We start from the raw sequence: 25,973 nt of genomic DNA on the forward strand, positions 1-25,973 counted from the left end.
TTATCCAAAAGAAAATGCACCCTTCAAGAAATCGCCTGCACCCTTTATGAGCGAATCTGCGGTTTCTTTTGTTTTTTCTATCCCTTTATGTATCACTTGATTTGCCTGATCAATGGTATCATTCACTGCTTTCACACCTTGACCCGCCAGTTCGAATGCTTTTTTCCCTTTATCCACGACTGCATGAATCGGATCCTTTAATTTCACTGCCATCTGTTCAGCAAAACCGGATGTCAGCTTGGCGACTTTTTCTCCAATAAATCCACCTACTGCTGAACCAATGGCTCCGCCAACAACGGTTCCAATCGGACCTGCAAAGCTGCCAAGAGCCCCGCCGACAACGGCACCTGCGACAGAACCGCCAGCGATAAAGACCGTATTGTTCACTGCATTTCCAACAGCCTTTGCATTTTCACGCTTAAGAACTTCGGGCTGATCACCGAATTCTGCATAGTTCTCGGCAATTTTCAATCCACAGCCAACCGTTTCTGTTGCACCAGTGACAACTGTTGCAATAATGGCATTTCCTTTCGCAAATCTTGCGCCATTTTTCAGAACAGACTTAATCGCAGCCGTGTCCTTCCAATTAATACTTCCTTTTGTAAAATCACGAACACTGTTTGTGAACGCAACTGTATCGTCAGGATAAAATTTTGTGAATTTCTTATGGACCAAGTCAGCCATCGGCCAGTTCGATCGTTTTAATAATTCTTTTTTACTCAGCCAAATCCTTGCTAACCGGTCAAATCTCGTTCCTTCTACCCGACTGGTCAGATCAAGCAGCAGCTTTGAATGCTGCGCTGCATATCGGCCATTCTCTTTAATGAAAGTCGTCATCCCAAGCCCGTAATATTTCGCCTGCATCATCACGATACCAGCTAAGCTCGTGAGTGTACCATATTGATCATAGATACTGTACAATTTCCGCAATATATCATCTGCTTCGACCATTTTATCCGTTGCATGACGAATGGCAATATCATCACTGCTCAATTTGCTGATTAATGCCTGTCCTGCTCCCCATGCATCCCCGACACTAGAAAAACAGCTTCTATACCGAGGATCGCAGCCTAAAATCAGCCCGTCCAGTTGACTATGTAAATCGCGGTGCTTCGTTTCAATGGCTGACAGCTCACCTACAAAATCATTCGCCAGCCCAGTCAGCTGATCTGGATCAACCACAATGTCACGTGCCATCACCTCATCTCCCTTCTCGGTTTCTTTCTCTCCGTTCTTCTCGTCTCTTTCGCTCAAGCTCTTCCATTCTGGCAATTTCAGCTTTACGCTCCTCAATTTTGACCGCTGCATCCCGCAGTTCCTGACTTGTTTCAAGCAAATCTTTTTCAAATTGATCGTAGCGTGCCGTTGTTTCTTCAAAGCTTTGATCAAATTTATCCCTTGCTTCTCCCTGCCAGCCTGATCCTACTGCCTTCAGACGATTTTCCAGCAGCTGCTTGGACTGCCGAATCTCATCAGCCGCTTCCTGAAACTTTTGAGCGAGTGCCAGCGTTTGACTAGAATCCAACTTTCGCACCCCTTTCTCCCAATTTAACGTACAAATGGATGATTTTATATGTCCCCATTATAAATAAAAAGACACCCAAAAAAATCACCCTAAAGAACCATTCAGCACATTACCTAATGAAAGTAGGCCTTTTTCCTCTCTAATTGCCAGAGAAAGCCTTTCTTGTTATGAAGCGCATTCAAGACGTGATAAAATGGACGTATTCTACAAAAGGAGTGACGTATAGATGAAAGAGGAAATGATTCAGCGTTTCACAAGTTATGTGAAGGTAGATACGCAGTCAGATGCAGAAAAGGAAAGCTGCCCATCTACTGAAGGACAATTGAACCTGGCGAGACAGCTTGTTGAAGAGATGAAATCCATCGGGATTCAAGAAGTGACTATGGATGAAAACGGCTATGTCATGGGAACAATCCCATCTAACACAGACAAAGATGTGCCGACCATTGGCTTCCTGGCTCATATCGACACAGCCACTGACTTCACCGGCAAAAATGTAAAACCGCAGCTTCATGAGAACTATCGAGGCGGCGACATTACCTTAAATGAAGATCTACATATCGTTTTATCTCCACAACAGTTTCCAAATTTACAAAAGTACCAAGGACATACACTGATCACTACAGATGGCACAACCCTGCTTGGTGCAGATAACAAAGCTGGTATCGCAGAAATTATGACAGCTATGCATTACCTCATCGAACACCCAGAAATCAAGCATGGAAAAATCCGCGTCGCTTTTACGCCAGATGAAGAGATTGGCAGAGGGCCGCACAAGTTTGATGTTGATGCCTTTGGCGCTTCCTATGCGTACACAATTGACGGCGGACCGCTTGGCGAGCTGCAATATGAAAGCTTCAACGCAGCAGGCGCGAAAGTATCCATTAAAGGAAACAACGTCCACCCAGGAACAGCAAAGGACAAAATGGTCAGCGCTGCGAAAATTGGGATGCTCTTTCACAATAAACTTCCTTCTGAAGAATCTCCGGAGTATACAGAAGGCTACGAAGGCTTTTTCCACCTGACGAAATTTGTAGGGGAAGTAGAAGAGGCTGAGCTGCAATATATTATCCGAGATTTTGATAAAGAGAAATTCAACAATCGCAAGGCACTGTTTGAAAAAATAGCAAATGACTTAAAAGCCATCTACGGAGAAAACAGCATCACCCTCAGCATTCAGGATCAGTATTATAATATGAGAGAAAAAATTGAGCCGGTGAAACATATTGTGGACATTGCTCATGAAGCCATGGAAAATCGCTCAGTAACACCGGTCATTGAACCAATTCGCGGCGGCACAGACGGCTCCCAGCTTTCATATAAAGGTCTCCCAACGCCAAACATCTTTACTGGCGGGGAAAACTTCCACGGCAAATATGAATTTATTTCAGTTGAAAACATGGTGAAAGCAACCGAGGTTATCGTTGAAATTGCCCGTTTATTTGAAGAAAAAGCATAAACATGTTTACAACCGTTCCTGTTCGGGAACGGTTTTTTAATAAAAGTTTACAATTTTCCGAAACTTTTATGACACTTATTCGTACTAATAGAGACAACCCCAGAAAAAATTCTTCTTGACGAGTGAAATAACTGGAAATATAATAGTTAAAAACAACCAGTATTTTAGACCTAAAATAGCAGATCGAATGAATCTTAAGAACTAAACCAAGTCTGCTGCTTATTTTCAGTTATAAACATCACTCACCCTGTCTACACTTAAAGAATAGGATGAATTGGAGGAATGTCATATGATGATTTTATTGATTATCGCTTCACTTTGCTGCTACTTACTATTCTCTTTCAAAAAAGATAACCGCACCCAAAAAAGAAAAAGCGCAGAGCTTTCGGAGTTTGAAATCTTTCGTATGCGCCGCCACTACAACGGAAAACGCCGTCACCCACTAAACGATGCACCTAAACAAGTATAAATCCAAATAAAAGAGCCTCACGAGGGGCTCTTTTTGTTGAATAAACAGCAAAAAACGACCACTGAATCTGGTCGTTTTTCTTTTTATTTATATACCTTCGCAGGCACTTGAATCATAGGAATTCCAACATAATAAGGTGAAATTTCATATGGCTGGAAGACAACAGCAATTCCCTTTTTCGTGAAGTAATACTGCGTGTTGTAGTTGATTTCAATGTCGCTTTTTTTCAGGTTTGCGTAGAATTTGCTTTTATGTTTCTTTGTGTAGTTATAAATATAATCTCTTACTTTCGTACGCTTTTTCTTTGTTTTCACAACGTCTGTCAAGAACAGCTGCTTTGTTTTTTTCTTTGTTAACACATAGTTCATGCTGGAAACCATTGTGTCTCCGTGTGCTCCACCGTTATACATGTAATCATAGTTTAAGATACTCAGTTTCTTACCATTATTAAATTTCGTTTTATACGTTCTCTCATACGTGACCTTCCCGTAGCCTTCCTTTTTCGCTTCGTCCTTTAAAAACAAGTACGTAGAATAAGAGAAAGCGATATCTTCTTTTAAATCACGATTGATGGTTTTCATATGCGTCTTGCTTAGGTTTTTCACCTGTGCATATTTGAACGTTTTTTTCTTTTTATAATAGTGTGTGCTTACTTTTGCTTTTTTTGCTTGTTTGGCATCCGCAGATCCAACTGGCGCAAACAAGGAAACAATCAGTGAGAAAATAAGCAGGCTGATCGTTAGGCCTTTTTTCATTGTCATAGTAAAAACCCCCATTTTTGTCTATTACCAAATGAGTATACCATGACAAAAGAACCAAAAGAAGTATTTTTTCCATATTATTCTTCATTTTTCCACATCGGGTTTGTTTACCGTTTTCATAAGTTCCTGTATGCTTAATGTAGAATGCTAGATGAAGTGTGGTGTTTATCATAGAAGAGAATATTTTTAGTCACATTCGGACAACGTTTCATAGTTTGTCCCCAACCCAGAAAAAGATTGCCAATTACATTTTACAAAACCCTCAGAAAGTTGTGCTTCATTCTATAAGTGCACTCGCTGCTGAATGCAGCACAAGTGAAACGACGATCTTTCGGTTTCTAAGAAAAATTGGCTATGAATCGTATCAAGTGTTTCGTGTTCATGTCGCACAGGATATCGCGACCAATACACCTCAATCCATATACGGCGAGATCGAGGCAACCGATAGTGTAGCTGATATTAAACATAAGGTCATAGAGTTAACAACAAACTCTATACAAGATATGAAGCATATTTTAGAGGACCATGCCGTCACACAATTCATTGAACACATGAAACAGGCACATAAAACCGTCTTTTTTGGAGCAGGTGCGTCCAGCTTTATTGCTGGGGATGCTTATCATAAGTTCCTGCAGCTTGGTTTTGAAGTGAGCCTATGCAGTGATCCGCATATGATGAATATGATTGCAACACACGCCACGGAACACGATTTTATCGTCGCAATCTCCCATTCAGGAGAGAGCAGAGAAATTCTTGACGCCGTACAGTTTGCAAAAGAAAAAGGGGCAAAGGTTGCTTCTATCACCAGCTATCCGAAATCTGAGCTCGCAAAGCGGTCTGATTTTCATCTGCTTAGCTCTTCAAGAGAGACAACCTATCGATCAGACTCCATGATCTCCCGTATCAACCAGCTTGTGATCATTGATGTACTATACGTCTCCGCTGTTTTAGAGCTAGGATCAAATGCCATTGAAAACGTGAAACGATCTCGATTAGCCGTAGCTAAAAATAAAACATAAACGCAAAAGACCGGAGCTGATTCCGGTCTTTTTTTGTGACTTTTTTCATATTTTCCGTTGACACGTTCCTATCACGTCATGTACATTAAATTAACAATAGTTTATTTCCTACTATTAAATTTATAAGATAGTATATATACTAACACATAGAAAAGAAAGCGCTTTTTGTAAGGGTTTTCTATATAGGAGGCGGACAACGTGACAAAGAAGATTGGATTCATTGGACTAGGTATTATGGGAAAACCTATGGCACTCAATCTATTAAAAGCTGGTCATACTTTGACAGTTTTTGACCTAAATGAGGAAGCGATTCGATCGTTACAAGAAGCCGGAGCAAAAGGTGCTGTTTCAGCAGCTGAGGCAGCTTCTGAAAGCGATATCATTATCACAATGCTTCCTAAAGGAGAGCATGTAGAGGCAGTCGTTTCAGGTGATCAAGGCATTTTAACGACAGCTGCACCTGGCACTGTCATTGTAGATATGAGCTCAATTTCTCCTGTCACCTCCAGGGCTTTAGCTGCTCTTGCCAAACAGCATCAGGTGGAATTTATCGATGCACCTGTCAGCGGCGGAGAACCGAAGGCAATAGACGGAACACTCGCCATCATGGCTGGCGGCGAAGAATACATCTTTGAGCAAGTGAAGGATGTCCTGCTTGCAATGGGCACTGAGGTCGTATTAGTTGGGGCCAATGGCAGCGGGACAACAGCGAAGCTTGCCAATCAAATCATCGTCAACTTAAATATTGCGGCCATGTCCGAGGCGCTCGTTCTAGCTGCTAAATCAGGCATTGCCATTGATAAGATGTATGAAGCCATCCGCGGCGGACTGGCAGGAAGTGCCGTTCTCGATGCAAAAGTTCCTCTCATCTTAGAACGAAATTTTGAACCTGGCGGACGCATCGACATCAACTTGAAGGATTTAACCAATGTCATGGAAACTGCTCATGATATCGGTGTTCCTCTTCCGCTTTCTAGTCAGCTGCTCGAAATCTTCCACGCCCTCAAAGCGGACGGAAAATCCGGGCTTGATCATGGCGGCATCGTTCAATATTACGAAAAAATGGCTCATGTCGAAGTAAAGAAAGGATGAGATGGTCATGAAACAAAGCACTGACATACTGAATGCCATTCCGAAAGCAGATTCAAAGGCCATTCAATCAGCATACGAACAAGCACTGAGCAGCTTTCAGCATAAAGTTATTGTATTAGACGATGATCCAACAGGGATTCAAACCGTACATGGCGTCTCTGTTTTCACCGATTGGTCAGAAGAAAGCATTGAAGCTGGTTTTCTTGAAGACAGCCGCATGTTCTTTATTTTGACCAATTCTCGCAGTATGACAGAGAAAGAAACTGCCGCTGTGCACGAAACAATCGCAGCAACCATTGTAAAGGTGGCTGAACGGCTTAATCAGGACTTCGTCATTGTCAGCCGAGGGGATTCTACTCTTCGCGGACACTTTCCGCTTGAAACCGAAGTACTCAAAACGACCATTGAACAGCAAAGCTCCCGCCATTTCGATGGTGAAATCCTTCTTCCTTTTTTCCAAGAAGGTGGACGCTTTACGATCAACAATATTCATTACGTACAGGAAGGACACGAATTAATTCCTGCTGGTGACACAGAATTTGCAAGAGACCGTACATTCGGCTTTCAATCATCTCATCTTGGAGAATGGATTGAAGAAAAGTCAGAAGGAATGTTCACAAAAGAGAACACTACCTACATTTCGTTAGCTGATCTGCGGGCTTTACGCATTGATCAAATCAAGCATCAGCTCATGAGTGTCAAGGATTTCAAAAAGGTGGTTGTAAACGCGGTGGACTATGACGATGTCAAAGTCTTTGTCACCGCTCTCATTGAAGCCATTCAAGCAGGACAGCAGCTGATGTTCAGAAGTGCGGCGGCGCTCACAAAAGTACTTGGCGGTATAGGGGATCAAGCCTTATTAACAAGAGATGACTTGATACAAGAAGAAAGCCCGCATGGTGGTCTCATTATGATCGGTTCTCATGTAAAAAAAACAACAGAACAATTAAAAGCGCTGCAACAAGATAAAGAGATGTCTTTTATTGAATTTAATACCCACCTCATATTAGAGCCTGATGCCTTTCGCGAAGAAATTGACCGTGTCATTCAGCAAACTGAAGCACTGTTGGCAGCAGGTCAATCTGTGGCTGTTTATACAAGAAGAGAACGGGTTGATCTTGGGGATGATCGCCAAGAGGAAGAATTAAAGCTCTCTGTACAGATTAGTGATGCTGTGACAAGTATTGTCCAGCGTCTCACCATTCGTCCTAAGTATCTTATTGCCAAAGGTGGAATTACCTCCAGCGATATTGGAACAAGAGGACTTAGCGTGAAACGTGCGACCGTGGCAGGTCAAATCAAACCAGGGATCCCCGTTTGGCAAACAGGAGAAGAAAGTAAATTCCCTTTCATGTCTTATGTGATTTTCCCGGGAAATGTTGGGTCAAAGGATACGTTAAAAGAAGCTGTAGACATACTTGAAGGATAAAGCTTAGGGGGTGTTTGCGCCCCTTATGCACCACAAAGGAGGAAAGATCATGTCGTTAGTGTTTATAGGACTTGGCGTTTTGTTATTGCTTTTACTCATGGTTGTCTTTAAGTTAAACGCTTTCATATCTTTGATTATTGTCTCTTTAATTGTTGCTGTGTTAGAAGGGATGACACCACTAGAAGCGATCGCTTCCGTCGAAAAAGGACTTGGCAGTACGCTCGGGCATCTCGCACTCGTTCTCGGTTTTGGTGCGATGCTTGGTAAATTGATGGCTGATTCTGGCGGAGCTCAGCGGATCGCGATGACACTCATTGACCGATTTGGCATCGGAAAAATCCAATGGGCGACGATGCTGACTGGATTTGTGATTGGAATTGCTCTATTTTATGAAACCGGATTCATTATCTTAATTCCATTAGTCTTTACGATCGCTCAAGCTGCAAGACTTCCAGTACTGTATGTGGGGATGCCGCTCGTCGCTGCACTCATCACCACACATGGCTTCCTCCCCCCTCACCCAGGACCGACTGCCATTGCAAATGTCTTTCAGGCAAACATGGGGCAAACCTTATTGGTTGGGATTATTTTAGCGATTCCTGCTGTTTTAGTAGGCGGACTTCTGTTTACGAAACTATTTAAAAAAGATCAGTTGCACGCACATATTCCAAAGAACTTATTTAATCCAAAGGAATTCACAGAAGAAGAAATGCCTAGCTTCGGCATTAGCATTTTCACCGCTGTTCTGCCTGTATTGCTTATGACATTTAGAGCATTTCTAGAAATTTTCTTCCCATCCTCTCCATTGCTGCCAACTGCTGAGTTTTTAGGCGAACCGGCGATTGCACTATTAATCTCAGTGCTGCTTGCCATCTACACGTTTGGGCTTGGAAGAGGAAAGAGCATGCAGGACGTGATGAAGTCAATAACGGATTCTATCGGCTCTATTGCTATGATTCTATTAATTATTGCAGGCGGCGGTGCCTTTAAACAAGTGCTCATTGATAGCGGCGTCGATCAATACATTGCAGGGATCATGCAAGGAAGCACACTTTCTCCCCTGCTTCTGACTTGGCTCATTGCTGCTGTCCTACGTGTCTCTTTAGGATCAGCCACTGTCGCCGGTCTCACGGCGGCTGGCATTTCTGCACCACTGATTGGTCTGACGGGTGTCAGCCCTGAATTAATGGTGATCGCAACAGGTGCCGGAAGTATTACGTTCTCTCATGTGAATGATGCGGGTTTCTGGATTTATAAAGAATACTTTAACCTATCAATGGCCCAAACCTTTAAAACGTGGACATTGATGGTCACCGTGCTTTCACTTGTCGGACTAGCTGGTGTTCTTGTTGCTGATTTGTTCATGTAGGAATTTAAATTAGCACCTTCATTGAAGGTGCTTTTATTTAATAATCAAGTCTCTTTATGTTCTTGAGAGTTCATACTTTGAATTAGTAACACCAAAGTAATTAAACACTTCGTCTTTTAAAAGTCCATTTGTATTTTTGTTACTATCTGTACAGTCGATATAATTTTTAGCTATTTTCATTTTTATATTCTTATTGTTAATAAAATCAACTATATGTTCTTTATTAATAAAAGCATCATTATCTTTAGGGATAAGAATTGATTTATCACCAAGTATTTTAGAAAAAGAAATTTGAGTATTAAACTCAAATTTTTGAAAAAGAATTCTCAAATACTCATCGCCTTCTTCTTCAATTACCCTTTGAACTGCTGTATAATAATTTTGGGGATCCAAACAATCCTCGATGACTGTACGTTCATAAAATTGTCCCTGTCTCCAAGGCTCTAAAAATTTAACAGCCTCTATATTATTACTAGTTAATGTTTGAATCCTTCTTATATCCACTTTCCCTTTACTCTCAGGAGCTTTAGTAACGTTCACTTTATTACTATCAGTATCGATTAAGCAAAGAATTTTACCACTAAATTGATCTGCTGTTAATTTGTCTGAAAGCGGATAACTTAATAATCCATATAGTTTTATTACATTACCACAACCACCAACAGGTAAAACTCGGAAATTCTCCAAACCATCAAGCAAATTCTCTAAATACAGCCTATCTGTACTACCTTCACAAATTATCCAATTAATATTTTCAACACTTTTTGAAAAACTTATAATGCTCGAAGCTAAATCAAACATGCTTTTCAATTCAATGTCATCAGGAAAGCGCCGTTGTTCATCTAAATAATCAAAAAAATTAAAGTCAGATATTTTTATATCAACATCTTGCTCTTCTTTTCTCAAATGATATAAATAACCATGATCTGTTATTGGTAAAGATCCATACCAATGTGTAGTAATTAAAACCTGTCTTTTAAAATTACTTGCTAATTCTTGAAGTCTCATAAATTGAGGGAAGCAATTTGCAATATTCATTGAAACTTCAGGTTCATCGATAGCTAAAATTACTTCCCTATCCATTTCTTTTGAATTAGATAAGAAGGCATAAGCAATATCAATTAAAGCTTTTCTTTTTTCACCAGAACTTAATTGATTTACTTCTCTATTCTTATACCTTAACGGTCTCTTAGAAAAATATGCTTCTATTATTTTATCTCTGATATCTGTAACTGTTAGATTTTTTTTACTAAAAGCTTCTGCACTATAGTTATAATTTTCGTCTATTTGCTTTATTGAACTATTGATACCTTTAATAAATTCGTTAAGATAATCATTTGTGAAATTCAGAAAACTTCTATTCTTACCCTCTATTTCATATTTAGAGTTTAATACATTATCTATCTCATATAAAATGTCTTTATTCATTAAAGTTTGCATTTGCCTATCTTCTAACTTTAATGTTTCATCAACATTTTGTTCTACAGGTATATATATGTATGCATAGTATTCTTTTAATATTTTCCTCAATCTGTCTATCTTTTTTTCAAAGTTATCCTCGCCCAATAACTTCCTATAATGACTATCAAAAGGAGTTAAAGTTGATTTGCCATTATATTTAATACCAGCTGGCAGAATATAATACTTTTTCTCAGAATAATTACCTATTAATTGCTCCAAATGACTAAAGAATATCTTTGCATATTCTCTTCTAGTCGCACCAACCAGAGAATTTTGTATACCATTCCAAAACTGAGCACTTATAACTTCAATATCATGTAATAATAGTTCATTTTCTTTAATTTCAATTTTATTAAAACGATTTTTATTTCAAACAAATTCTCTTAATATTTCTTTCTCTATCATAAAAATGGGGGTTATATAACATTCTTCTTTTTTTGAACCTCTATTTGCATTCCATTCTCTATTATTAAAAAAAACATCTATCGCTTCTAAAATCCCACTTTTACCTATACCATTAGTACCTATATAAACAGAATATTTTTCCTTTACATCACTCGTGATAGGAATGAATACAGACTTTGGATATGATTTATAACCATTTAAAAATACTCCTAGAATCATGAGTATCCTCCTTTATAAAATTTTCCATATAATTAAATATAAGTTTATTTGACAAAATAATCAATAAAAAAACCATTGACTTTTTCCTGAAAAGGTTGAATAATTGTGTTTATTAAGAAAATTGAATCAAAAGGTAACCTTATTAAGAGTGGTGGAGGGACTGGCCCTGTGAAACCCGGCAACCGCTGTTCCTAGGAACAGAATGGTGCTAATTCCTTAAGCAAGCAAATGCTTGTTTGAAGATAAGGCAGAGTTCTCACAGTATATGATGCTCTTCCTTATCTAAGGAAGAGCTTTTTTATTTGATTTTTTAACCTGAGGAAAGAAGGGATTCAGCATGACACAAGTACAAACCATTGGAAAGAAAACAACAAAACCGCCATTCCGCGCAGATCAAGTAGGAAGTTTACTTCGTTCAGAGCGCATCAAGGAAGCACGCAGGCAAAAAGCAGACGGTACGCTGACAGCAGAGCAGCTCCGGCAAATTGAAAACGAAGAAATTACACGTATTGTAGAGAAGCAAAAAGAAATTGGGTTAGAGGTTGTCACAGATGGTGAATTCAGACGTGCATGGTGGCATTTTGACTTTCTTGAAGGACTCGATGGGGTTGAAGGATTTGAAGCAGATCAGGGCATTCAATTTCATAACACGACGACAAAAGCAAGAGGGATCAAGGTAACAGGCAAGATCGATTTTACAGATCATCCAATGCTGGAGGATTATCGTTTCCTTCACAGCATCGCTGGTGATCATACGGCTAAAATGACGATTCCAAGTCCAAATATGCTCTTTTTCCGTGGAAAGCTTGAAGAAGGAGTGTATGACAGCTTAGAGGAATTCCACCATGATGTGGCACAAGCGTATAAGAAAGCCATCCGTGCTTTTTATGATGCAGGCTGCCGCTACTTGCAGCTGGATGATACGGCATGGGCAGTGTTCTTTTCTGAAAAAGGCCATGAACAAATCAAAGCCTTTGGCCGTGAAGAAGATGAACTTCGTGAATCGTTTGCGAAGACAATCAATGAAGCTGTTGCCGACCGCCCAGAGGATTTGGTGATTACGATGCACATTTGCCGCGGTAACTTTAAATCAACTTGGGCAGCTGAAGGTGGTTACGAAGCAGCAGCAGAAACTATTTTCGCCGGCTTAGATCTTGATGGTCTCTTTTTAGAGTTTGACGACGATCGTTCTGGCGGATTTGAGCCCCTTCGATATGTGAAGAACCCAAACCTTCAAATCGTACTAGGCCTTGTCACTTCAAAATACGGTGAGCTTGAGCCAGTTGAACAGATTAAAAAACGCATTGAGGAAGCGGCTCAATATGTGGACATTAACCAAATCTGTTTGAGTCCACAATGCGGATTCGCCTCTACAGAGGAAGGCAACCTGTTAACAGAAGAGCAGCAATGGGAAAAGCTGCGTCATGTGATTGAGATTGCTGATCAAGTGTGGACTTCGTAGTCCCTCAAAGACAAAAAAAAGACAAACCGCAGTATGAGCGGTTTGTCTTTTTCTTTTATGCATCCAAATGTTCACCATTTGTCGCAATCACTTGTTTATACCAATCGAAGCTTTTCTTTTTCTTTCTATCTAATGTACCGTTTCCTTCATTATCACGGTCAACATAAATGAAGCCGTAGCGTTTTTTCATTTCAGCCGTAGATGCGCTGACGAGGTCAATTGGGCCCCAGCTTGTATAACCGATCAGGTCAACTCCGTCTGCGATCGCTTCTCTCGCCTCTAGCAAATGGCTTCTGAGGTAATCAATTCGGTAATCGTCTTGAATTGATCCGTCTTCTTCTACTTGATCGACAGCACCCAATCCATTTTCTACGATAAACAATGGCTTTTGATAGCGGTCATACAGCTGATTCAGTGTTGTACGAAGTCCTTTCGGATCAATTTGCCAGCCCCAATCACTTGCTTCTAGATAAGGGTTTTTCACACCTTCAAATAGGTTACCGCCAGTCACTTGTTCAAGGATCTTTGGATCTGTACTCGTCACAAAACTCATATAATAACTGAAGCCAATATAGTCCACTGTATGGTTTCTTAAAATATCTTCGTCCCCTTCTTGGAACTCGATGTTGATGTCATTTTCAAGGAAATAACGTTTCATGTAACCTGGGTAATAACCCCTTGCCTGTACATCTGAGAAGAACAATGTTTTACGATCTTGCTCAATTGCAGCAAACATATCTTCAGGTCTTGAGCTGTACGGATAAGTTGTCATCGCTGCAATCATACAGCCGATTTTCGCATCAGGAATGATTTCGTGTCCTGCTTTGACAGCCAAAGCACTTGCAACAAATTGGTGATGCGCTGCTTGATATTGAATGCTTTTCTCGTCATCACCCTCTTCAAATACAAGTCCGCCGCCAGTGAAAGGCGCATGTAATACAACGTTGATTTCATTGAATGTCATCCAATATTTCACTTTGTCTTTAAAGCGGGTGAACAATGTTTTCGCGTATGTTTCATAAAGATCCACAAGCTTACGATTTCTCCATCCGCCGTAGTTTTTCACAAGTGCGAGCGGCATTTCATAGTGAGAGATGGTGACAACTGGCTCAATTCCGTGCTTATGCAGTTCATCAAATACTTTTTCATAAAAAGCGAGGCCTGCTTCATTCGGTTCCGCATCGTCGCCATTTGGGAAAATACGCGGCCAAGAAATGGATAGTCTGAAGCACTTGAATCCCATTTCTGCAAAGAGTGCAATATCTTCTTTATAGCGATGGTAGAAATCGATTGCATCATGATATAAGTTCAAGTCTTTCATTGATTCATCGAATGGGTGCATAATACCATTTGGTGATACATCAGCTGTCGATAAGCCTTTTCCATCTTGATTATATGCGCCTTCAACTTGATTGGCTGCAACAGCGCCGCCCCATAAGAAACCTTTAGGAAATGTTTTTTCTAACTTGTTCATGTTGAATACCCTCCTCTTTTTCTTCTACACTGACTGTAAGCAGTGTCTCTTTCACTGTAATCGTTCCATCTGTTTTCGCATCAACTTGTGCATAATCATTCGTGTTGGTGACAATAACAGGTGTGGTGACATCATAGCCTTCTTGCTGAATGCCCTCGATATCAAAATCAATGAGTACATCTCCTGCTTGAATCAGATCACCTGACTGCACATGACTTGTGAAATACTTTCCGCCAAGTTTTACCGTGTCAATCCCGACATGAATGAGAAGTTCTGTACCTTGTTCACTCTTCAAGCCAATGGCATGTTTTGTGTGGAAAATGGTTTCAACCTTGCCGTTGAACGGTGCTACAACACGCCCAGCTGTTGGTACAATGGCTGCACCTTTGCCCATGATTTCATTAGAGAATGTTGCATCATTTACTTGATTGAGCGGCTTTAGTTGACCTTCAAGCGGGCTTTGTACCACTTCATTTTGAAGTGCTGCTGTGTCTTTCTTTTCTTCTGGTTTGTCTGCTTTTGTATCGTCTTTCACTGGTACATCTTTGAATCCGAGAACAAGTGTCATGATCGTTGCTACAACAAATCCGATTACTAAACCGATGATTGAGTAGACAAATGTTGGTCCAATGAATGTTGGGAGACCTGGGAGGCCTGCTGATCCAGATATCACATATGATTTTACTTTAAAGATTGACATGAACACGCCGCCTGCTGCTGCACCAATAAGGGCTGCAAGGAACGGTTTTTTCAATCGCATGTTCACACCATACATAGCAGGTTCAGTAATTCCCATTAAGGCTGTGATACTTGTAGACATCGCCAATGATTTGAATGTTTTGTTTTTTGATCTTAAGAAGACACCAAATGCTGCGCCTGCTTGTGCCATATTCGCTACAAACATCATTGGAAGAATGTAGTCAAAACCGTTTAACGTAATGTTGTTGATCATGATTGGAAGCAGTGCATAGTGCATGCCCGTAATGATCAATGGTGACATGAATCCGCCGATTAAGAGTCCGGCCAAAAGACCTGCATGTTTAAACAATAAATCAATTCCACCTGAAAGGCCACTTCCGATAATCCCGCCAAGCGGTCCAACCGCGATGAGCATAATTGGTACAACGACAAGAAGTGTGACCGTTGGAACAAGGATGATCTTTAATGATTTCGGACTATATTTTTCTGCGAATCTTTCAACATATGAGCCAAGCCAGATGGTGAGCAGAATTGGAATCACCGATGAAGAGTACACAACGGCAACCACTGGCAAGCCTAGAAATTCTGTATTTCCCGCGCCCAGTAAAGCGGTTAACTGCGGGTGCAGTGCTGCTGCTGCAATGGCAGCCGCGATATACTGATTTGTGCCAATTTTTTTGGCTACGCTTACAGCAAGCAGAATCGGTAAGAAGTAAAAGGCTCCATCTCCGATGGCTGTTAAAATCGCATACGTACTGCTTTTATCTGATATCCACTGGAATGTGAGCATCAATGCCAAAATCCCTTTGATCATACCGGCTCCAGCGATGGCTGGAAGAATCGGTGTGAAGACACCAGAGATAAAATCGAAAAGCTTTGATATCACATTTTGTTTTGACGCTTCTTCTGTCCCCCCTGACTTTACATCAGATGATAGACCTGAGTCAGCGATCATTGCTTGATAGACATTTGAGACATCATTGCCGATAATGACATGATATTGACCTCCGCTTTGATTCACGCCCATGACGCCGTCTGTTGATTGCAGCTTCTCTTTATCCGCCTTGCTTTCATCGTATAAGTTGAAGCGAAGTCTTGTCATACAATGCGTGACGTGTTTAACATTCTTTTCACCGCCGACAAGTTCTAGCACTTCTTTTGCTGTTTGTTTGTGGTTCATTGTATTACCCTCCAATCATTGATTTAATCTTGATATAGAAAAAACCTAAACATCCATTAATGTCCGAGAAATAGCGATTCAGACATTAATCGATATTTAGGTTTTGCCTGCTTAACCAGTAACAATCCTTCATAGCGATTGATCGTTATTTAATTTTTATAAGTCTTTAGATATAAAAAAACCTAAATCACGCCTTATCAAAGATAGGGACAATGATTTAGGTTTTGCCTGCTTGACCAGTAACAATCCTAAAAGATTGTGGGTTATTTAGTTTATAGTTATAAATTATCATGTTAAATTTGTGATGTCAACGCTTTCTTTTTGAATTTATTTTCTTTTTATTACTCTGTCTATATGCAAAGTTAAATATAGCATTTCATCTTCTATGAGACTTCGGTTGTATTCTTTTTGAACATAATCGTTAATTTTTTCTGCGCACTGAAAAGCTGCGGTGTTTTTCTCTTTTACCACTTCATACAGAAACTCATTTTGATTTTCCATTTGTGTTTCGTTAAACAAACGCTGACCAAAAAACTTCAAATGCGTAACAAAACGGAAATAATTTAATGATTCCTCGTCCAAATCAATTTGAAAGTGATACTTAACGATGTTTAAAATGTCTTGAATGAGTTTGGTGATTTGAATAACGTTTGGCATTTCTTCATTGAGCTCTGCATTGACAATATGCATGGCAATAAAGCCGGCTTCATCCTCAGGAAGATGGATGCTCAGCTTGTCCTCAATGATTCGAATAGCTTCTAAACCGCATCTGAACTCATCTTTATACAGCCGTTTGATTTCCCAGAGCAAGGCATTTTTGATGTCCATTCCTTTTTGATGACGTTCAATGGCAAAGGTAATATGATCCGTCAGCGTCACATAGATGCTGTCATTTAAATTTTTGTTAAGGGTTGTTCTCGCATGCTCAATAATTGCCTCACACACTTGCATATACTCGATTGGAATATCATAAAGCAGGGTTTTGAATTTTTCTGATATATCTTTATTTTGAATAGAAAATACTTTTTCGATTCGTTCTTCGTCAATCGGGTCTCCGCTTTTCTTTTGAAACGCGATCCCTCTGCCCATAATGACCAGCTCATGCTGCTCGTCATCATACGCACTGACAACATTATTATTGATTACTTTAGAAATGATCAATTGATACCCCCCAGTACATTCCGCTTTTTCGAGCATTTTATCGTTGATTCATATGTCATGTTATTATTATTTTCAAAAAAGAGGACTTTAAGATGATTTTACATTTTTTTTTGATACGGTCAACTAGAAAGAATGACATATTACCTCTCAAAAATGACGAAATAGGGGCAAAAAAGTCTAAAAACATACACAAAAACACTCTAAAAAGAGTGTTTAAAGTGTGTTTTTTACAAAATCAGGAGCAGTCCCAATTATAGACGACATTCTCGAAATTTTTTCGTTTAAGGTCTTCTGGTTTGATAAAAAAGTTGGCAATACCGCAATCTCCCCACATCAAATCTACTTCATCATCTGAGTCAATTTGTAATAACAGAACGGTATGTTCTTGATCTACATAGGTACGCGGATCTTCTTGTGTAAACCCTGGATACCCGCCCAATTTGTGACCAAAGCCACTCGCTGTTTCATAAAACTCATCCAGCAGGGCATCTGCTTCATCGCCATTAACACCATCTGCATCTTCGAATAGGTCCCAGCTGTTCTTTCCTGTGACTTTTTCAAAGCGGAAATCTCCTACACTGATCGTTTCGCTTGATAATTCACCTGTAATCGCGCCTTCCTTCGTCACAGGAAAATAAAAATCATCTGGAATTTTCACAAAAGAAAAATCAGTCATTAACTCTTCTTCTGCCAAGAAAGGTTCCTCAATAAATTTGATGCGAAAATCTTTTTGCTCTGTTTTATGGTCAATATTCATCCCATAAAGATCATCATGCACAGAAATAAAAACTTGCAAAAGTCCTGTTTCTGGATAATCCTTCAGCTTGGGCAGCTGGCCGAAATTAATTTGTGCCAAAAGTTTCATAGGATGTCCTTCGCCGTCAACTGGATATTCGTCGTTTTTTGGGAAATAAGGATCACCAGCTATTTTGCTGTCGTATGGTCCTGTTTTTCCTTGTTTCATCTGCAATTGAATCATTGGTTTTTCAGTTTCATCTAACAACGGACAGTAGGGTGCAAGTATTTCCTGCAGCTTCGCTGATTGTGTCACGATGATCCTCCTCCTTATGAATAGGTCTAATGACAAAACTTGTATCTCTTTTTCTATCATACAGAAGTGTACCCTGCCTGTCAGTGATAAATCGGTCAAAATCCTAACAAGTTTCTCTTCTTAAAATGTAAAAAAACCTCCGATTCAGCTGGAGGTTTTGTCGTTCTTTTATTTCACTTGATAGTTTACTAAGTCGTTTGCTAATGCTTTCATCGTTTCGTTTGTTTCGTGAAGACCTTCAATAATTTTTGTAAAAGTGCCTACTAGTTCTGCTTGATGCTCAGAGGAAGCGACAATTTGCGCAATTTCTTCTTCCATTCCTTTGATCGACCCCTGCACATCTTTTAGGGCTGTTTCAATATCAGTCGTCGCCTGTTTCGCGTGAGTTGACAGCTTTCTCACTTCTGTTGCGACCACTCCAAAACCTGCTCCTGCTTCCCCTACTCTTGCAGCTTCTATTGATGCGTTGAGTCCAAGTAAGTTCGTTTGATCAGAGATACCTTTGATGAGATTGGACACTTGATTGATTTTAGAGGAATTTTCGACAGTGGTTTTCGTATTTTGTAGAATTTGTTCACTTGTCGCTTGTAGTTCCTCTGAATGTGCGGCAACCTGCTGTACCATAGCGACTAGTTTTTCGGAAGCTTCGTTGCTTTCCGTCATGATGTGATCTAATCGTTGTTGATTCGTTTGGTCATAGGCCACACAGAAGGCAGCAACCACTTGACCTGATTCATCAGTAATTGGAACGGCTACGATATCCATTGGAATCCCGTATACTTCTTTCGGAATTTGAATAAACGATGGTTCTCTTCCATTTTTCAGCATCGCAAAGTTTTGGAATCCAGCATCTACTGTATCACCAGCTTTAAATCCTAAATCAATATTCCCATGCTGCTGATAATAAAGAACCTTCTCTTTCCCTAAAACAGAAAAGGTTAGCTGCTCTCTCATAGCAAGTCCAATGATTGGTAAAGCGTCTATTATGTTATCAATTCTCTGTGACATTCGCTTACGTTCATCCTCTCTATTTCTCAGTACACCTTCTTTATCGGTTCGTTATATGATCTATTACAGCCTGTAATGTGCACTAATATCAATCAAATGACCTAAGACATATAAAAAGCCCACATTCTATCAAGAGAATGTGGGTGTTTTTTAAACAAAGTAAATGCACATGAAGACACTGATACCGATGAGAAAAAGATACATATAGTCAATCCATGAGGTGCTGATGATATGATAATACGTTCGCTCTCTCGTCCCAGTAAAGCCCCTGGCTTCCATCGCAATCGCTAAGCGCTCTGATTTTCGTACACCTTGTGTAAAAAGGGGCAATGCATAACGCATAAAGGCTTTCCAGCTGTTTTTTTGCTTGTAGCCTCTGATTTTATGTGCAGCTTTCATTTGTTTTAATTCACTTTGAAATAGCGGAATAAACCGGAAGCCGGCAAGCATGCCATACGCCCATTTTGGGGACATTCGGCATTGGTGAATCAGACTCATCATAAATGCCGTCAAATCTGTAGTGGACGTAAAAAGGAGACCAAATGTCACAAATCCAAGCATTCTAAAAGCGATGGTGAGCCCATTTCTTAAACTCTCCTCTGTGATATGAAACCATGCCCACTTCCAAACGGTATGATCCCCCTTGCCGAAGGCCGCCATCATCCAGAACACGAGAATAAAAAAGAGCAGATAAGGGACAAGCCTTGTAACGAGATACTTCATATTCCATCCACCTAAAACAACTCCAATGCCAAGAGCAAACAGCCAAATGATAAAGGTAGTTTTAGGGTCAGAAATCGACATGAGACAGCCCATCGCAAGCAGATGAGCGAGTAATTTCATGACTGGATTCACATTAGAAAGAAAGGAGTGATTACTTTGCAATCGTCAGCACGTCCTTTCTTTCTGCCACATAGCGATAATGTAAAGGAGCTCTCAGCTGATAAGCATCGACAAGTTCTTGATTTGAAAATAAATCATAAGGGGTGCCATGATACACATGCTTCCCTTGATGAAACAGAAGCACTTGATCGGCACACTCATCGACAAGCTCCATATCATGTGTGACCATCACAATGGTAGTGCCTTGGCGCTGACGCTCTTTTAAACGCCTCATCAATTCCTTCGCCGTTTTTTCATCCTGCCCGAAAGTCGGCTCATCTAACAGCAATACATCTTGATCAAAAAGGAGCATCGTGGCAACACTCAATCTTCTTTTTTGCCCTAAACTTAAGGTGAAGGGATGTGCTTTTGCATGCTTCTCTAAACCGAACTCTTTCAGCAGCTGAACCGTTTTTTCTTGTACGACAGATTCTGGCCAGTTTCGCTGTCTGCCGCCAAAGGCAATTTCATTGAATACTGTGTCTTGTATAAATTGAAGCTCCGGATTTTGAAACACAAAGCCTGCTTTTTCATATAGTTCTCGGTCTGACCACTTTTTTAGGAGTGTATCTTTTAAGAAAATGTGGCCTTTTTTCGTTGGCTCTAAACGAACCAAATGTTTGAGAAGTGTGCTTTTTCCACTTCCATTTTCCCCAATGATCGCCACCCAATCCCCTGATTTGATATCAAGCTGGAGATCACTCATAATCCTTTTTTTCCCGTAGCTTAATTGAAGATTTTCTGTACGAATCATTGTCTTTCGTTCGATTGATGGCACTTTTTCACGCTGCTCTTTTCGTGCTTTAAAGGTTTGCATAAAAGTTTGACTCAGTGGATGATATGGATCTTGAATGATCGTGGACCATTTCTCGGGAAATAATTTGGGCCGCCAAATCCCTGCCTCTTTCATTTCTTCCTCATATGTCGTGAGCACATCTTTTGGAGATCCATCTGCTAAAATGCTGCCTTGATCATCTAATAGAATCACCCGGTCCATCCATTCGATGACACCGTCAAGCACATGCTCTACAAAAATCATGGTCTGCTGCTGATCGGCTGCAAGCTGCTGCAGCAGTTGAAATATGTCCATTCTACCTGCCGGGTCAAGCTGTGCGGTCGGTTCATCAAAGAATAGAACATCCGGCTGTAATGCGAGTAAACAAGCAAGTGCCAATCGCTGCTTCATGCCGCCAGATAAAGTGTGAATCTCTGTATGCGGATCGACATTCAGTTGGACTTTTTGCATGAGCTGCTGAATGATGTCATCCATCTCTTCACGAGGAACGGAACGGTTCTCTAAGCTAAAGGCAATTTCTTCATTGACGCGGTGCATACAAAACTGAGAGTCTGGATCTTGAAACATGACGCCTGTATGTCTTTGCAGCACCACTTCACCCTGCATGTCTGCTTCCACATGCTCTGGAATGATTCCAGCCAGAACCGAAATGAGCGTGGATTTCCCGCTTCCGCTCGGTCCTAAAATAAGCACCTTTTCCCCTTTTTGAATCGTAAGGGAGATTTGATGCAAAACGGGCTTAGGCTGTTCATAAAAACGGACAGAGAGTTCATTGCACGCGAGAAATGAATTCATGCTGTTCACCTTTGTTTCGTTTTTCTTTCATGATGGCATATTGATTCAGTACACCTGTTTTGGATAGTGCGTCTACCACCACTTTCGCAAGGCAGCCGCCAAGTATCATTCCACTGATCATTTGAGTCACAAGGGTCATAAGTAAAACTTGAGGCGTGTAATAACCAAAGCCATTTGCCACGAGACTGTACGCCATCGCTCCGATAGCGGCAAAGGCACCAGAGAGCATCAGTGTCCACATGCGATATCGTTTATAACCAAAAAGAGCAAAGGCGATTTCTGCCCCAAGCCCTTGGCATACACCAATCAGCAGAGCTGAAAGTCCAAAGTGGCTGCCTGTCAATAATTCCACAGCCGCGGCGGCTGTTTCTGCAATCAGAGCAGCCCCCGGCTTTTGAATGATATATGCAACGATTGGACTGGCAATGACCCATATTCCAAACATGATGTTGCCTCCTGCTGGGCCAACAAGTGCTGTAATCGGTAAGTATAGCGTGGACCACCCTAAATAGATCACACCGCACGCAACAGATAAAATCACCGCAAGGACGACTTCTTTCATCTTCCATGTCATGATGAATGCACCTCCAGTTGAACTGGCCACTCTTCAACAGTGAAGGCCATTTCCCAAAACTTGTACTCGAGCTGGCAGCTTAAGATAAAATGCTGTTTCATTTTTTCCTTTTCCTTCTCACTTGCTGCTTCCGCCAATTGATCGAGCCGCCTGCAAAGCTCACCTGTGACAGAATCAGTTAATCCTCCATAAAATGTGATCCACTCATAAAACGGATGTGACGGGTCTGGCTGCACATCTGTAAGCATTCGTTTCCCTATTTCCCAATATGTCCAAGGACATGGAAGCAGGACAGCGATGATTTCACCAAGCGTGCCTTCTTGCGCAACTTGCAACATATGATGTATATAGTGGTGAGCACTCGGAGCCAAAGAAGCACCTTGGAGCTCATCATATGCTACTCCTGCCACTCGGCAAAGGTTTTGATGAGGGTGCGTCTCACTATCTAGTACAAACGCAATCTGCTGATGAAAAAACGCAATATCCTCTCTGTCTGTACATTTGCTGAGCGCTGCTGCATAAATTTTAATGAATGCTTGTAAGTATTCTGCATCTTGTTTGACGTAATGAATGATTTGTTCCTTTTCCAGCTTTCCTGCTGCCAGGCCTCTGACGAACGGATGCTGATAAATGGCTTCAAATAACGGTTCTGCTTCTTTCCTTAATTGCGTAGAAAATGTCATAAAAAAAGCCTCCTCTTCTTCAGTTGAATAAATGAAAAAGCCACCCCAAATGGAGCGGCCTTCTTATCGATTCAATCATGAATAAGACAAGGTCCAGCTCCACTTCCCTCCGCTAGTACGAACTAGATCAGGTTCAAAGGGTCCAAGATTTTCTCTTGTCTCAGTCATACATGACTCCCCTAGTGGACTTTTGTCATTTAATTATCTTTACTCTACACATGTGGCGATTTGATGTCAACCGCCTTTCTTAATTCAACGTTCTGATTGTTGGCAGCTTCTCGATCCCTGCAGCATAGTAGAAATTCAGAACACTGAAGAAATCAATCGGCTTTCCTGTTTTTAAATCTACAGCTAAAATATGATCACCGTAATTTGTCATATCATCAATATCTAAGCGTCTTGGTGTTGTCTTCCCGAGTGTATCAACAAAGGTATCATGGTAATATTGCCCGCTTGCATATGATGATTGATGGTACATAAACAATGTCTCAACATCTAAGTAAACGAGGATGGCTTCTGAGGAGCTCGCATAAGGAGCTGAGTATGACACAGGAGCCGAAATACTTTTTACTTTCACACTTGAGATTGAATGAGTTCTTTGTTCGTATTTTCCATCATAAGAGAAATAAAAAACACGCTCCCATTCATAATTTGCTGTCTTTGTTTGCTTATTGTACACTTTTGTACCATTTGCGAAAACATCACCGTTTGCATACTCAGCTACAAAATATTGAAAGGTGGACGAAAGGGATACAGCCCCCGTGAAATTGGGCGGGTTTTTTGCATTCACTTGTATCGTGTAGGAATCTCCAAATTCTCCGCCGCTTGTAATACCGAATGCATAATCACCTGCTGGTAAATTGGTCAATCCAAGCAGGCTGCCTGCCGGTTGAATTAAATCTGTCGGGTAGGCTTGTCCTGTTTCATAATCAACAACAAATAATTGAACAAAATAATCAGGATTTGAAGAGGTAATCCGGCTGATGAGTGCCTGAGGTGAAGATGTGCTTAAAAACCATAAATCAACTGGGTCGTCCTCTGTTAAGACAGCCGATTGATTAATAGCTAGTCCATCAATGGAGCGAACGGCAGACGTGCGCATTTTGCCTTCTTTAGCAGCTTTTCGTTTGATACTGATTCCTTTCTTCTTATTCACTTTAAATGATTTTTTCACTTGCTTCTGTTGAATAGCGGTTCCTTCATCCTGCTTTTCAAACGATTCTTGCACTTGCTGAATCGCTTTTTCCGTCAGTGGTGATATTTTCCCTTCTGATTTCGGTGCTTCTTCTGCTTTTAATGCTGGTGAAAACAAACCTGTTGCGACGAGTAAAACAGACAGTAAAGCTGCGGTGATTTTGACATAAAATGCTCTCACAGGAACATCCCCTTTTTCCTCATTTGGGTTTTTTACCCTGTGATTATTTTACCATTATTCTAATTATTGTTTTGGTCTTTTTTGGGACATTTTTATAACAAAAAAACCAGCCGCATGAGTCACGACTGGTTTTTGATCGTTTTATGCAATGGTTTTGACAAACAAGCGTGCTGTTTCTGCACTTGACCCCGGATTTTGTCCAGTGATGATTTGTCCGTCAACGACAGCAAATGGCGCAAAGGCCTCTCCTTTTTCAAACGCTGCCCCCTGCTCACGAAGTTTTGTTTCCAATAAAAATGGAACTTTTGATGTCAACTGCACGGCTTCCTCTTCTTCATTTGTGAAGCCTGTGATTTTTTTGCCTTCGATAAATGATTTGCCATTTTGGTCCTTCACATCAACGAATGCTGAAACGCCATGACAAACGGCTCCGATCGCACCATTTTTATCTGAAAGCGCTAAGATCGCATCCGCTACCAGTTGATTAGACGCAAAGTCGATCATAGGGCCGTGTCCTCCAGCAAAGAAAATTCCGTCATAATCAGCGGGATTCACATCTGTAAGCGCCTTTGTGTCTTGAAGTAATTCATACACATCTTGATACTGCGCTGGGACACCTTCAGGAATTGAATTTTTGTCAATTGGTACAGCGCCACCTTGAATAGAGACAATTTGTACTTCTAGTTCATTTTCTTTAAAAATATGAAATGGCTCTGCTAACTCTTCTAGCCATAAGCCTGTTGGATGTCCATTCATTTCCGGGCTGCTTGTCGATACTAATAACACTTTCTTACTCATCTTGATCATCCTTTCGATTTATCCTGTGGCCATTTTATATTTTGCGCAATTAAATATCAAGCAATATGAATTCAGGCCAGCTCATTATGATATACCCGATTTTCTAAAAAATATGGTATGACTCCAAATCTAATCAATATGTCACATTCTATTGGTAGGGAATTTCATGTAAAATTGTCATTGAGTGATATAATATGAGGAAAGATTGACAGATCTCTCGTCACAAGAGGAGATTTTTAAAGGAGTGGAAAAGAGATGAAAACCTATTCGATTGTGATGATCATCATCACGCTCTGTATTATATTGGCCGTCTTTTTGATGAACCTAACGGGGGTCATGTACGGAAAAATCATTTTGGCCGTTGCCGTTGCCCTTTGTCTGACATCCATTATTCGTTTAATGGGTCTTCGAAAAAGATAAAAGCCGCCCTCACTAGGGGCGGCTTTATTTAAGATTAGATCGCCAGCATCAGTGCAATGAGTGCAAGCAGTGCTGGTACTCCTTGTTTGATGATAATTGATTTATTAGATGTTACACCGCCAAATACTGCTGCGATGATCACACAAAGAATGAAAAACAGCTGAATCATATATCCAACGGTATTCGATCCAAGAATGAGCCCCCAAATGAGTCCTGCAGCTAAAAACCCGTTATAAAGCCCCTGATTGGCAAACATCACTTTGACATTTGGATCTTTTTGCAAGTGTTCTGGCAGCTTAAAAGATCGCTTCGCCATCTTTGATTCCATAAAAAACATTTCTAATAACATGATGACAATGTGTTCTAATGCGACAATTCCTACTAAAATCATTGCTAAAATATTCAAT

General features: G+C 40.6%; 25 protein-coding genes and 2 riboswitches. Of the genes, 8 read left to right on the forward strand and 17 right to left on the reverse strand.

Annotated elements, in window-relative coordinates; all coding sequences use genetic code 11:
• Together AWT60_RS01485 and AWT60_RS01490 are read right to left on the reverse strand one after the other, a co-directional pair.
• Positions 1–1,197 carry a DUF6861 domain-containing protein gene (locus AWT60_RS01485; protein WP_041108537.1) on the reverse strand — a complete coding sequence of 399 codons (1,197 nt, stop codon included), beginning with the start codon at positions 1,195–1,197 and terminating at the stop codon, positions 1–3.
• Positions 1,198–1,201: 4 nt separating this feature from the next.
• Positions 1,202–1,525 (reverse strand): WXG100 family type VII secretion target, encoded by a 324-nt coding sequence (locus AWT60_RS01490; RefSeq protein ID WP_024427532.1) that lies wholly within the window; start codon positions 1,523–1,525, stop codon positions 1,202–1,204.
• 226 nt (positions 1,526–1,751) lie between these two features.
• Between AWT60_RS01490 and pepT the strand changes: the two genes are divergently transcribed.
• Together pepT and AWT60_RS01500 are read left to right on the forward strand one after the other, a co-directional pair.
• Positions 1,752–2,984 carry a peptidase T gene (gene pepT / locus AWT60_RS01495; protein WP_041108413.1) on the forward strand — a complete coding sequence of 411 codons (1,233 nt, stop codon included), beginning with the start codon at positions 1,752–1,754 and terminating at the stop codon, positions 2,982–2,984.
• A gap of 289 nt (positions 2,985–3,273) precedes the next feature.
• Positions 3,274–3,453 carry a hypothetical protein gene (locus AWT60_RS01500; protein WP_008345664.1) on the forward strand — a complete coding sequence of 60 codons (180 nt, stop codon included), beginning with the start codon at positions 3,274–3,276 and terminating at the stop codon, positions 3,451–3,453.
• An 83-nt stretch (positions 3,454–3,536) separates the two neighbouring features.
• Here the strand turns inward: AWT60_RS01500 and AWT60_RS01505 are convergent, their stop codons facing one another.
• Complete coding sequence (locus AWT60_RS01505) at positions 3,537–4,214, reverse strand: DUF3298 and DUF4163 domain-containing protein (RefSeq protein ID WP_034281367.1); 678 nt, start codon at positions 4,212–4,214, stop codon at positions 3,537–3,539.
• 161 nt (positions 4,215–4,375) lie between these two features.
• Between AWT60_RS01505 and AWT60_RS18635 the strand changes: the two genes are divergently transcribed.
• From AWT60_RS18635 to AWT60_RS01525, 4 genes are all read left to right on the forward strand, one after another.
• The gene (locus AWT60_RS18635) at positions 4,376–5,233 is read left to right on the forward strand and encodes a MurR/RpiR family transcriptional regulator (RefSeq protein WP_171464800.1); all 858 of its coding nucleotides are present in this window, start codon (positions 4,376–4,378) and stop codon (positions 5,231–5,233) included.
• Positions 5,234–5,431: 198 nt separating this feature from the next.
• Positions 5,432–6,325, forward strand: a complete 894-nt coding sequence (garR, locus tag AWT60_RS01515; protein WP_041108417.1) for a 2-hydroxy-3-oxopropionate reductase — start codon at positions 5,432–5,434, stop codon at positions 6,323–6,325.
• 7 nt (positions 6,326–6,332) lie between these two features.
• On the forward strand, positions 6,333–7,754 hold the full coding sequence (locus AWT60_RS01520; protein ID WP_041108539.1) for a four-carbon acid sugar kinase family protein: 1,422 nt from the start codon (positions 6,333–6,335) through the stop codon (positions 7,752–7,754).
• Between the two features lie 49 nt (positions 7,755–7,803).
• Positions 7,804–9,123: a gluconate:H+ symporter gene (locus AWT60_RS01525; protein ID WP_024423918.1), complete on the forward strand. Its 1,320-nt coding sequence runs from the start codon at positions 7,804–7,806 to the stop codon at positions 9,121–9,123.
• A 54-nt stretch (positions 9,124–9,177) separates the two neighbouring features.
• On the opposite strand, the gene AWT60_RS01530 is transcribed toward AWT60_RS01525, so the two are convergent.
• Both AWT60_RS01530 and AWT60_RS18470 read right to left on the reverse strand, forming a co-directional pair.
• The gene (locus tag AWT60_RS01530) at positions 9,178–10,803 is read right to left on the reverse strand and encodes an ATP-dependent nuclease (RefSeq protein WP_256928147.1); all 1,626 of its coding nucleotides are present in this window, start codon (positions 10,801–10,803) and stop codon (positions 9,178–9,180) included.
• Positions 10,804–10,953: 150 nt separating this feature from the next.
• Positions 10,954–11,208 (reverse strand): AAA family ATPase, encoded by a 255-nt coding sequence (locus AWT60_RS18470; protein WP_256928148.1) that lies wholly within the window; start codon positions 11,206–11,208, stop codon positions 10,954–10,956.
• A 136-nt stretch (positions 11,209–11,344) separates the two neighbouring features.
• A riboswitch (SAM riboswitch) is annotated at positions 11,345–11,457 on the forward strand.
• An 88-nt stretch (positions 11,458–11,545) separates the two neighbouring features.
• Here AWT60_RS18470 and AWT60_RS01535 point away from each other — a divergent pair.
• Positions 11,546–12,670: a 5-methyltetrahydropteroyltriglutamate--homocysteine S-methyltransferase gene (locus tag AWT60_RS01535; RefSeq protein WP_041108421.1), complete on the forward strand. Its 1,125-nt coding sequence runs from the start codon at positions 11,546–11,548 to the stop codon at positions 12,668–12,670.
• 55 nt (positions 12,671–12,725) lie between these two features.
• Here AWT60_RS01535 and bglH read toward each other — a convergent pair whose 3' ends face one another.
• From bglH to AWT60_RS01590, 11 genes are all read right to left on the reverse strand, one after another.
• Entirely contained in the window at positions 12,726–14,144 is a 1,419-nt protein-coding gene (gene bglH, locus AWT60_RS01540; protein ID WP_041108423.1) for an aryl-phospho-beta-d-glucosidase, read from the reverse strand.
• A complete protein-coding gene (locus AWT60_RS01545) occupies positions 14,116–16,023 on the reverse strand; it encodes a beta-glucoside-specific PTS transporter subunit IIABC (protein ID WP_041108425.1) in 1,908 nt (635 codons plus the stop codon). The genes bglH and AWT60_RS01545 overlap by 29 nt, the downstream gene beginning before the upstream one ends.
• Before the next feature lie 327 nt (positions 16,024–16,350).
• Positions 16,351–17,184, reverse strand: coding sequence for a BglG family transcription antiterminator LicT (gene licT / locus AWT60_RS01550; protein ID WP_034281373.1), 834 nt, complete (start codon positions 17,182–17,184; stop codon positions 16,351–16,353).
• Positions 17,185–17,419: 235 nt separating this feature from the next.
• The gene (locus AWT60_RS01555; RefSeq protein ID WP_218676786.1) at positions 17,420–18,235 is read right to left on the reverse strand and encodes a YwqG family protein; all 816 of its coding nucleotides are present in this window, start codon (positions 18,233–18,235) and stop codon (positions 17,420–17,422) included.
• 168 nt (positions 18,236–18,403) lie between these two features.
• Positions 18,404–19,243: a methyl-accepting chemotaxis protein gene (locus tag AWT60_RS18795; RefSeq protein ID WP_041108429.1), complete on the reverse strand. Its 840-nt coding sequence runs from the start codon at positions 19,241–19,243 to the stop codon at positions 18,404–18,406.
• 150 nt (positions 19,244–19,393) lie between these two features.
• Positions 19,394–20,128: an energy-coupling factor transporter transmembrane component T family protein gene (locus tag AWT60_RS01565; RefSeq protein WP_218676787.1), complete on the reverse strand. Its 735-nt coding sequence runs from the start codon at positions 20,126–20,128 to the stop codon at positions 19,394–19,396.
• Positions 20,118–21,716, reverse strand: a complete 1,599-nt coding sequence (locus AWT60_RS01570; RefSeq protein ID WP_218676788.1) for an ABC transporter ATP-binding protein — start codon at positions 21,714–21,716, stop codon at positions 20,118–20,120. The genes AWT60_RS01565 and AWT60_RS01570 overlap by 11 nt, the downstream gene beginning before the upstream one ends.
• Entirely contained in the window at positions 21,691–22,290 is a 600-nt protein-coding gene (locus AWT60_RS01575; protein ID WP_024423927.1) for an ECF transporter S component, read from the reverse strand. Before AWT60_RS01575 ends, AWT60_RS01570 begins: the two co-directional genes overlap by 26 nt.
• On the reverse strand, positions 22,287–22,973 hold the full coding sequence (gene tenA, locus AWT60_RS01580; protein ID WP_076840549.1) for a thiaminase II: 687 nt from the start codon (positions 22,971–22,973) through the stop codon (positions 22,287–22,289). Before tenA ends, AWT60_RS01575 begins: the two co-directional genes overlap by 4 nt.
• 87 nt (positions 22,974–23,060) lie before the next feature.
• Positions 23,061–23,164: riboswitch (TPP riboswitch) on the reverse strand.
• 56 nt (positions 23,165–23,220) lie between these two features.
• Positions 23,221–24,348 (reverse strand): hypothetical protein, encoded by a 1,128-nt coding sequence (locus tag AWT60_RS01585; RefSeq protein WP_076840550.1) that lies wholly within the window; start codon positions 24,346–24,348, stop codon positions 23,221–23,223.
• A 141-nt stretch (positions 24,349–24,489) separates the two neighbouring features.
• Complete coding sequence (locus AWT60_RS01590) at positions 24,490–25,146, reverse strand: type 1 glutamine amidotransferase domain-containing protein (RefSeq protein WP_218676789.1); 657 nt, start codon at positions 25,144–25,146, stop codon at positions 24,490–24,492.
• Between the two features lie 255 nt (positions 25,147–25,401).
• Between AWT60_RS01590 and AWT60_RS01595 the strand changes: the two genes are divergently transcribed.
• Entirely contained in the window at positions 25,402–25,566 is a 165-nt protein-coding gene (locus AWT60_RS01595) for a hypothetical protein (RefSeq protein WP_003214630.1), read from the forward strand.
• 34 nt (positions 25,567–25,600) lie between these two features.
• Here the strand turns inward: AWT60_RS01595 and AWT60_RS01600 are convergent, their stop codons facing one another.
• Positions 25,601–25,972 carry a DUF1304 domain-containing protein gene (locus AWT60_RS01600; protein WP_034281380.1) on the reverse strand — a complete coding sequence of 124 codons (372 nt, stop codon included), beginning with the start codon at positions 25,970–25,972 and terminating at the stop codon, positions 25,601–25,603.
• Position 25,973 lies beyond the last annotated feature (1 nt).

This window comes from Bacillus sp. F2HM, from assembly GCF_019266135.1.
Classification (GTDB): Bacteria; Bacillota; Bacilli; order Bacillales; family Bacillaceae; genus Bacillus; species Bacillus safensis.

Coding starts and splice junctions, on each gene's coding strand:
- AWT60_RS01590 (WP_218676789.1), bottom strand. CDS start 25,146: ATGAGTAAGAAAGTGTTATTAGTATCGACAAGCAGCCCGGAAATGAAT.
- bglH (WP_041108423.1), bottom strand. CDS start 14,144: ATGAACAAGTTAGAAAAAACATTTCCTAAAGGTTTCTTATGGGGCGGC.
- pepT (WP_041108413.1), top strand. CDS start 1,752: ATGAAAGAGGAAATGATTCAGCGTTTCACAAGTTATGTGAAGGTAGAT.
- AWT60_RS01570 (WP_218676788.1), bottom strand. CDS start 21,716: ATGAATTCATTTCTCGCGTGCAATGAACTCTCTGTCCGTTTTTATGAA.
- AWT60_RS01525 (WP_024423918.1), top strand. CDS start 7,804: ATGTCGTTAGTGTTTATAGGACTTGGCGTTTTGTTATTGCTTTTACTC.
- AWT60_RS01485 (WP_041108537.1), bottom strand. CDS start 1,197: ATGGCACGTGACATTGTGGTTGATCCAGATCAGCTGACTGGGCTGGCG.
- tenA (WP_076840549.1), bottom strand. CDS start 22,973: ATGACATTTTCTACGCAATTAAGGAAAGAAGCAGAACCGTTATTTGAA.
- AWT60_RS01595 (WP_003214630.1), top strand. CDS start 25,402: ATGAAAACCTATTCGATTGTGATGATCATCATCACGCTCTGTATTATA.
- AWT60_RS01505 (WP_034281367.1), bottom strand. CDS start 4,214: ATGACAATGAAAAAAGGCCTAACGATCAGCCTGCTTATTTTCTCACTG.
- AWT60_RS01545 (WP_041108425.1), bottom strand. CDS start 16,023: ATGAACCACAAACAAACAGCAAAAGAAGTGCTAGAACTTGTCGGCGGT.
- AWT60_RS18795 (WP_041108429.1), bottom strand. CDS start 19,243: ATGTCACAGAGAATTGATAACATAATAGACGCTTTACCAATCATTGGA.
- AWT60_RS01500 (WP_008345664.1), top strand. CDS start 3,274: ATGATGATTTTATTGATTATCGCTTCACTTTGCTGCTACTTACTATTC.
- AWT60_RS01535 (WP_041108421.1), top strand. CDS start 11,546: ATGACACAAGTACAAACCATTGGAAAGAAAACAACAAAACCGCCATTC.
- AWT60_RS01575 (WP_024423927.1), bottom strand. CDS start 22,290: ATGACATGGAAGATGAAAGAAGTCGTCCTTGCGGTGATTTTATCTGTT.
- AWT60_RS18470 (WP_256928148.1), bottom strand. CDS start 11,208: ATGATTCTAGGAGTATTTTTAAATGGTTATAAATCATATCCAAAGTCT.
- AWT60_RS01520 (WP_041108539.1), top strand. CDS start 6,333: ATGAAACAAAGCACTGACATACTGAATGCCATTCCGAAAGCAGATTCA.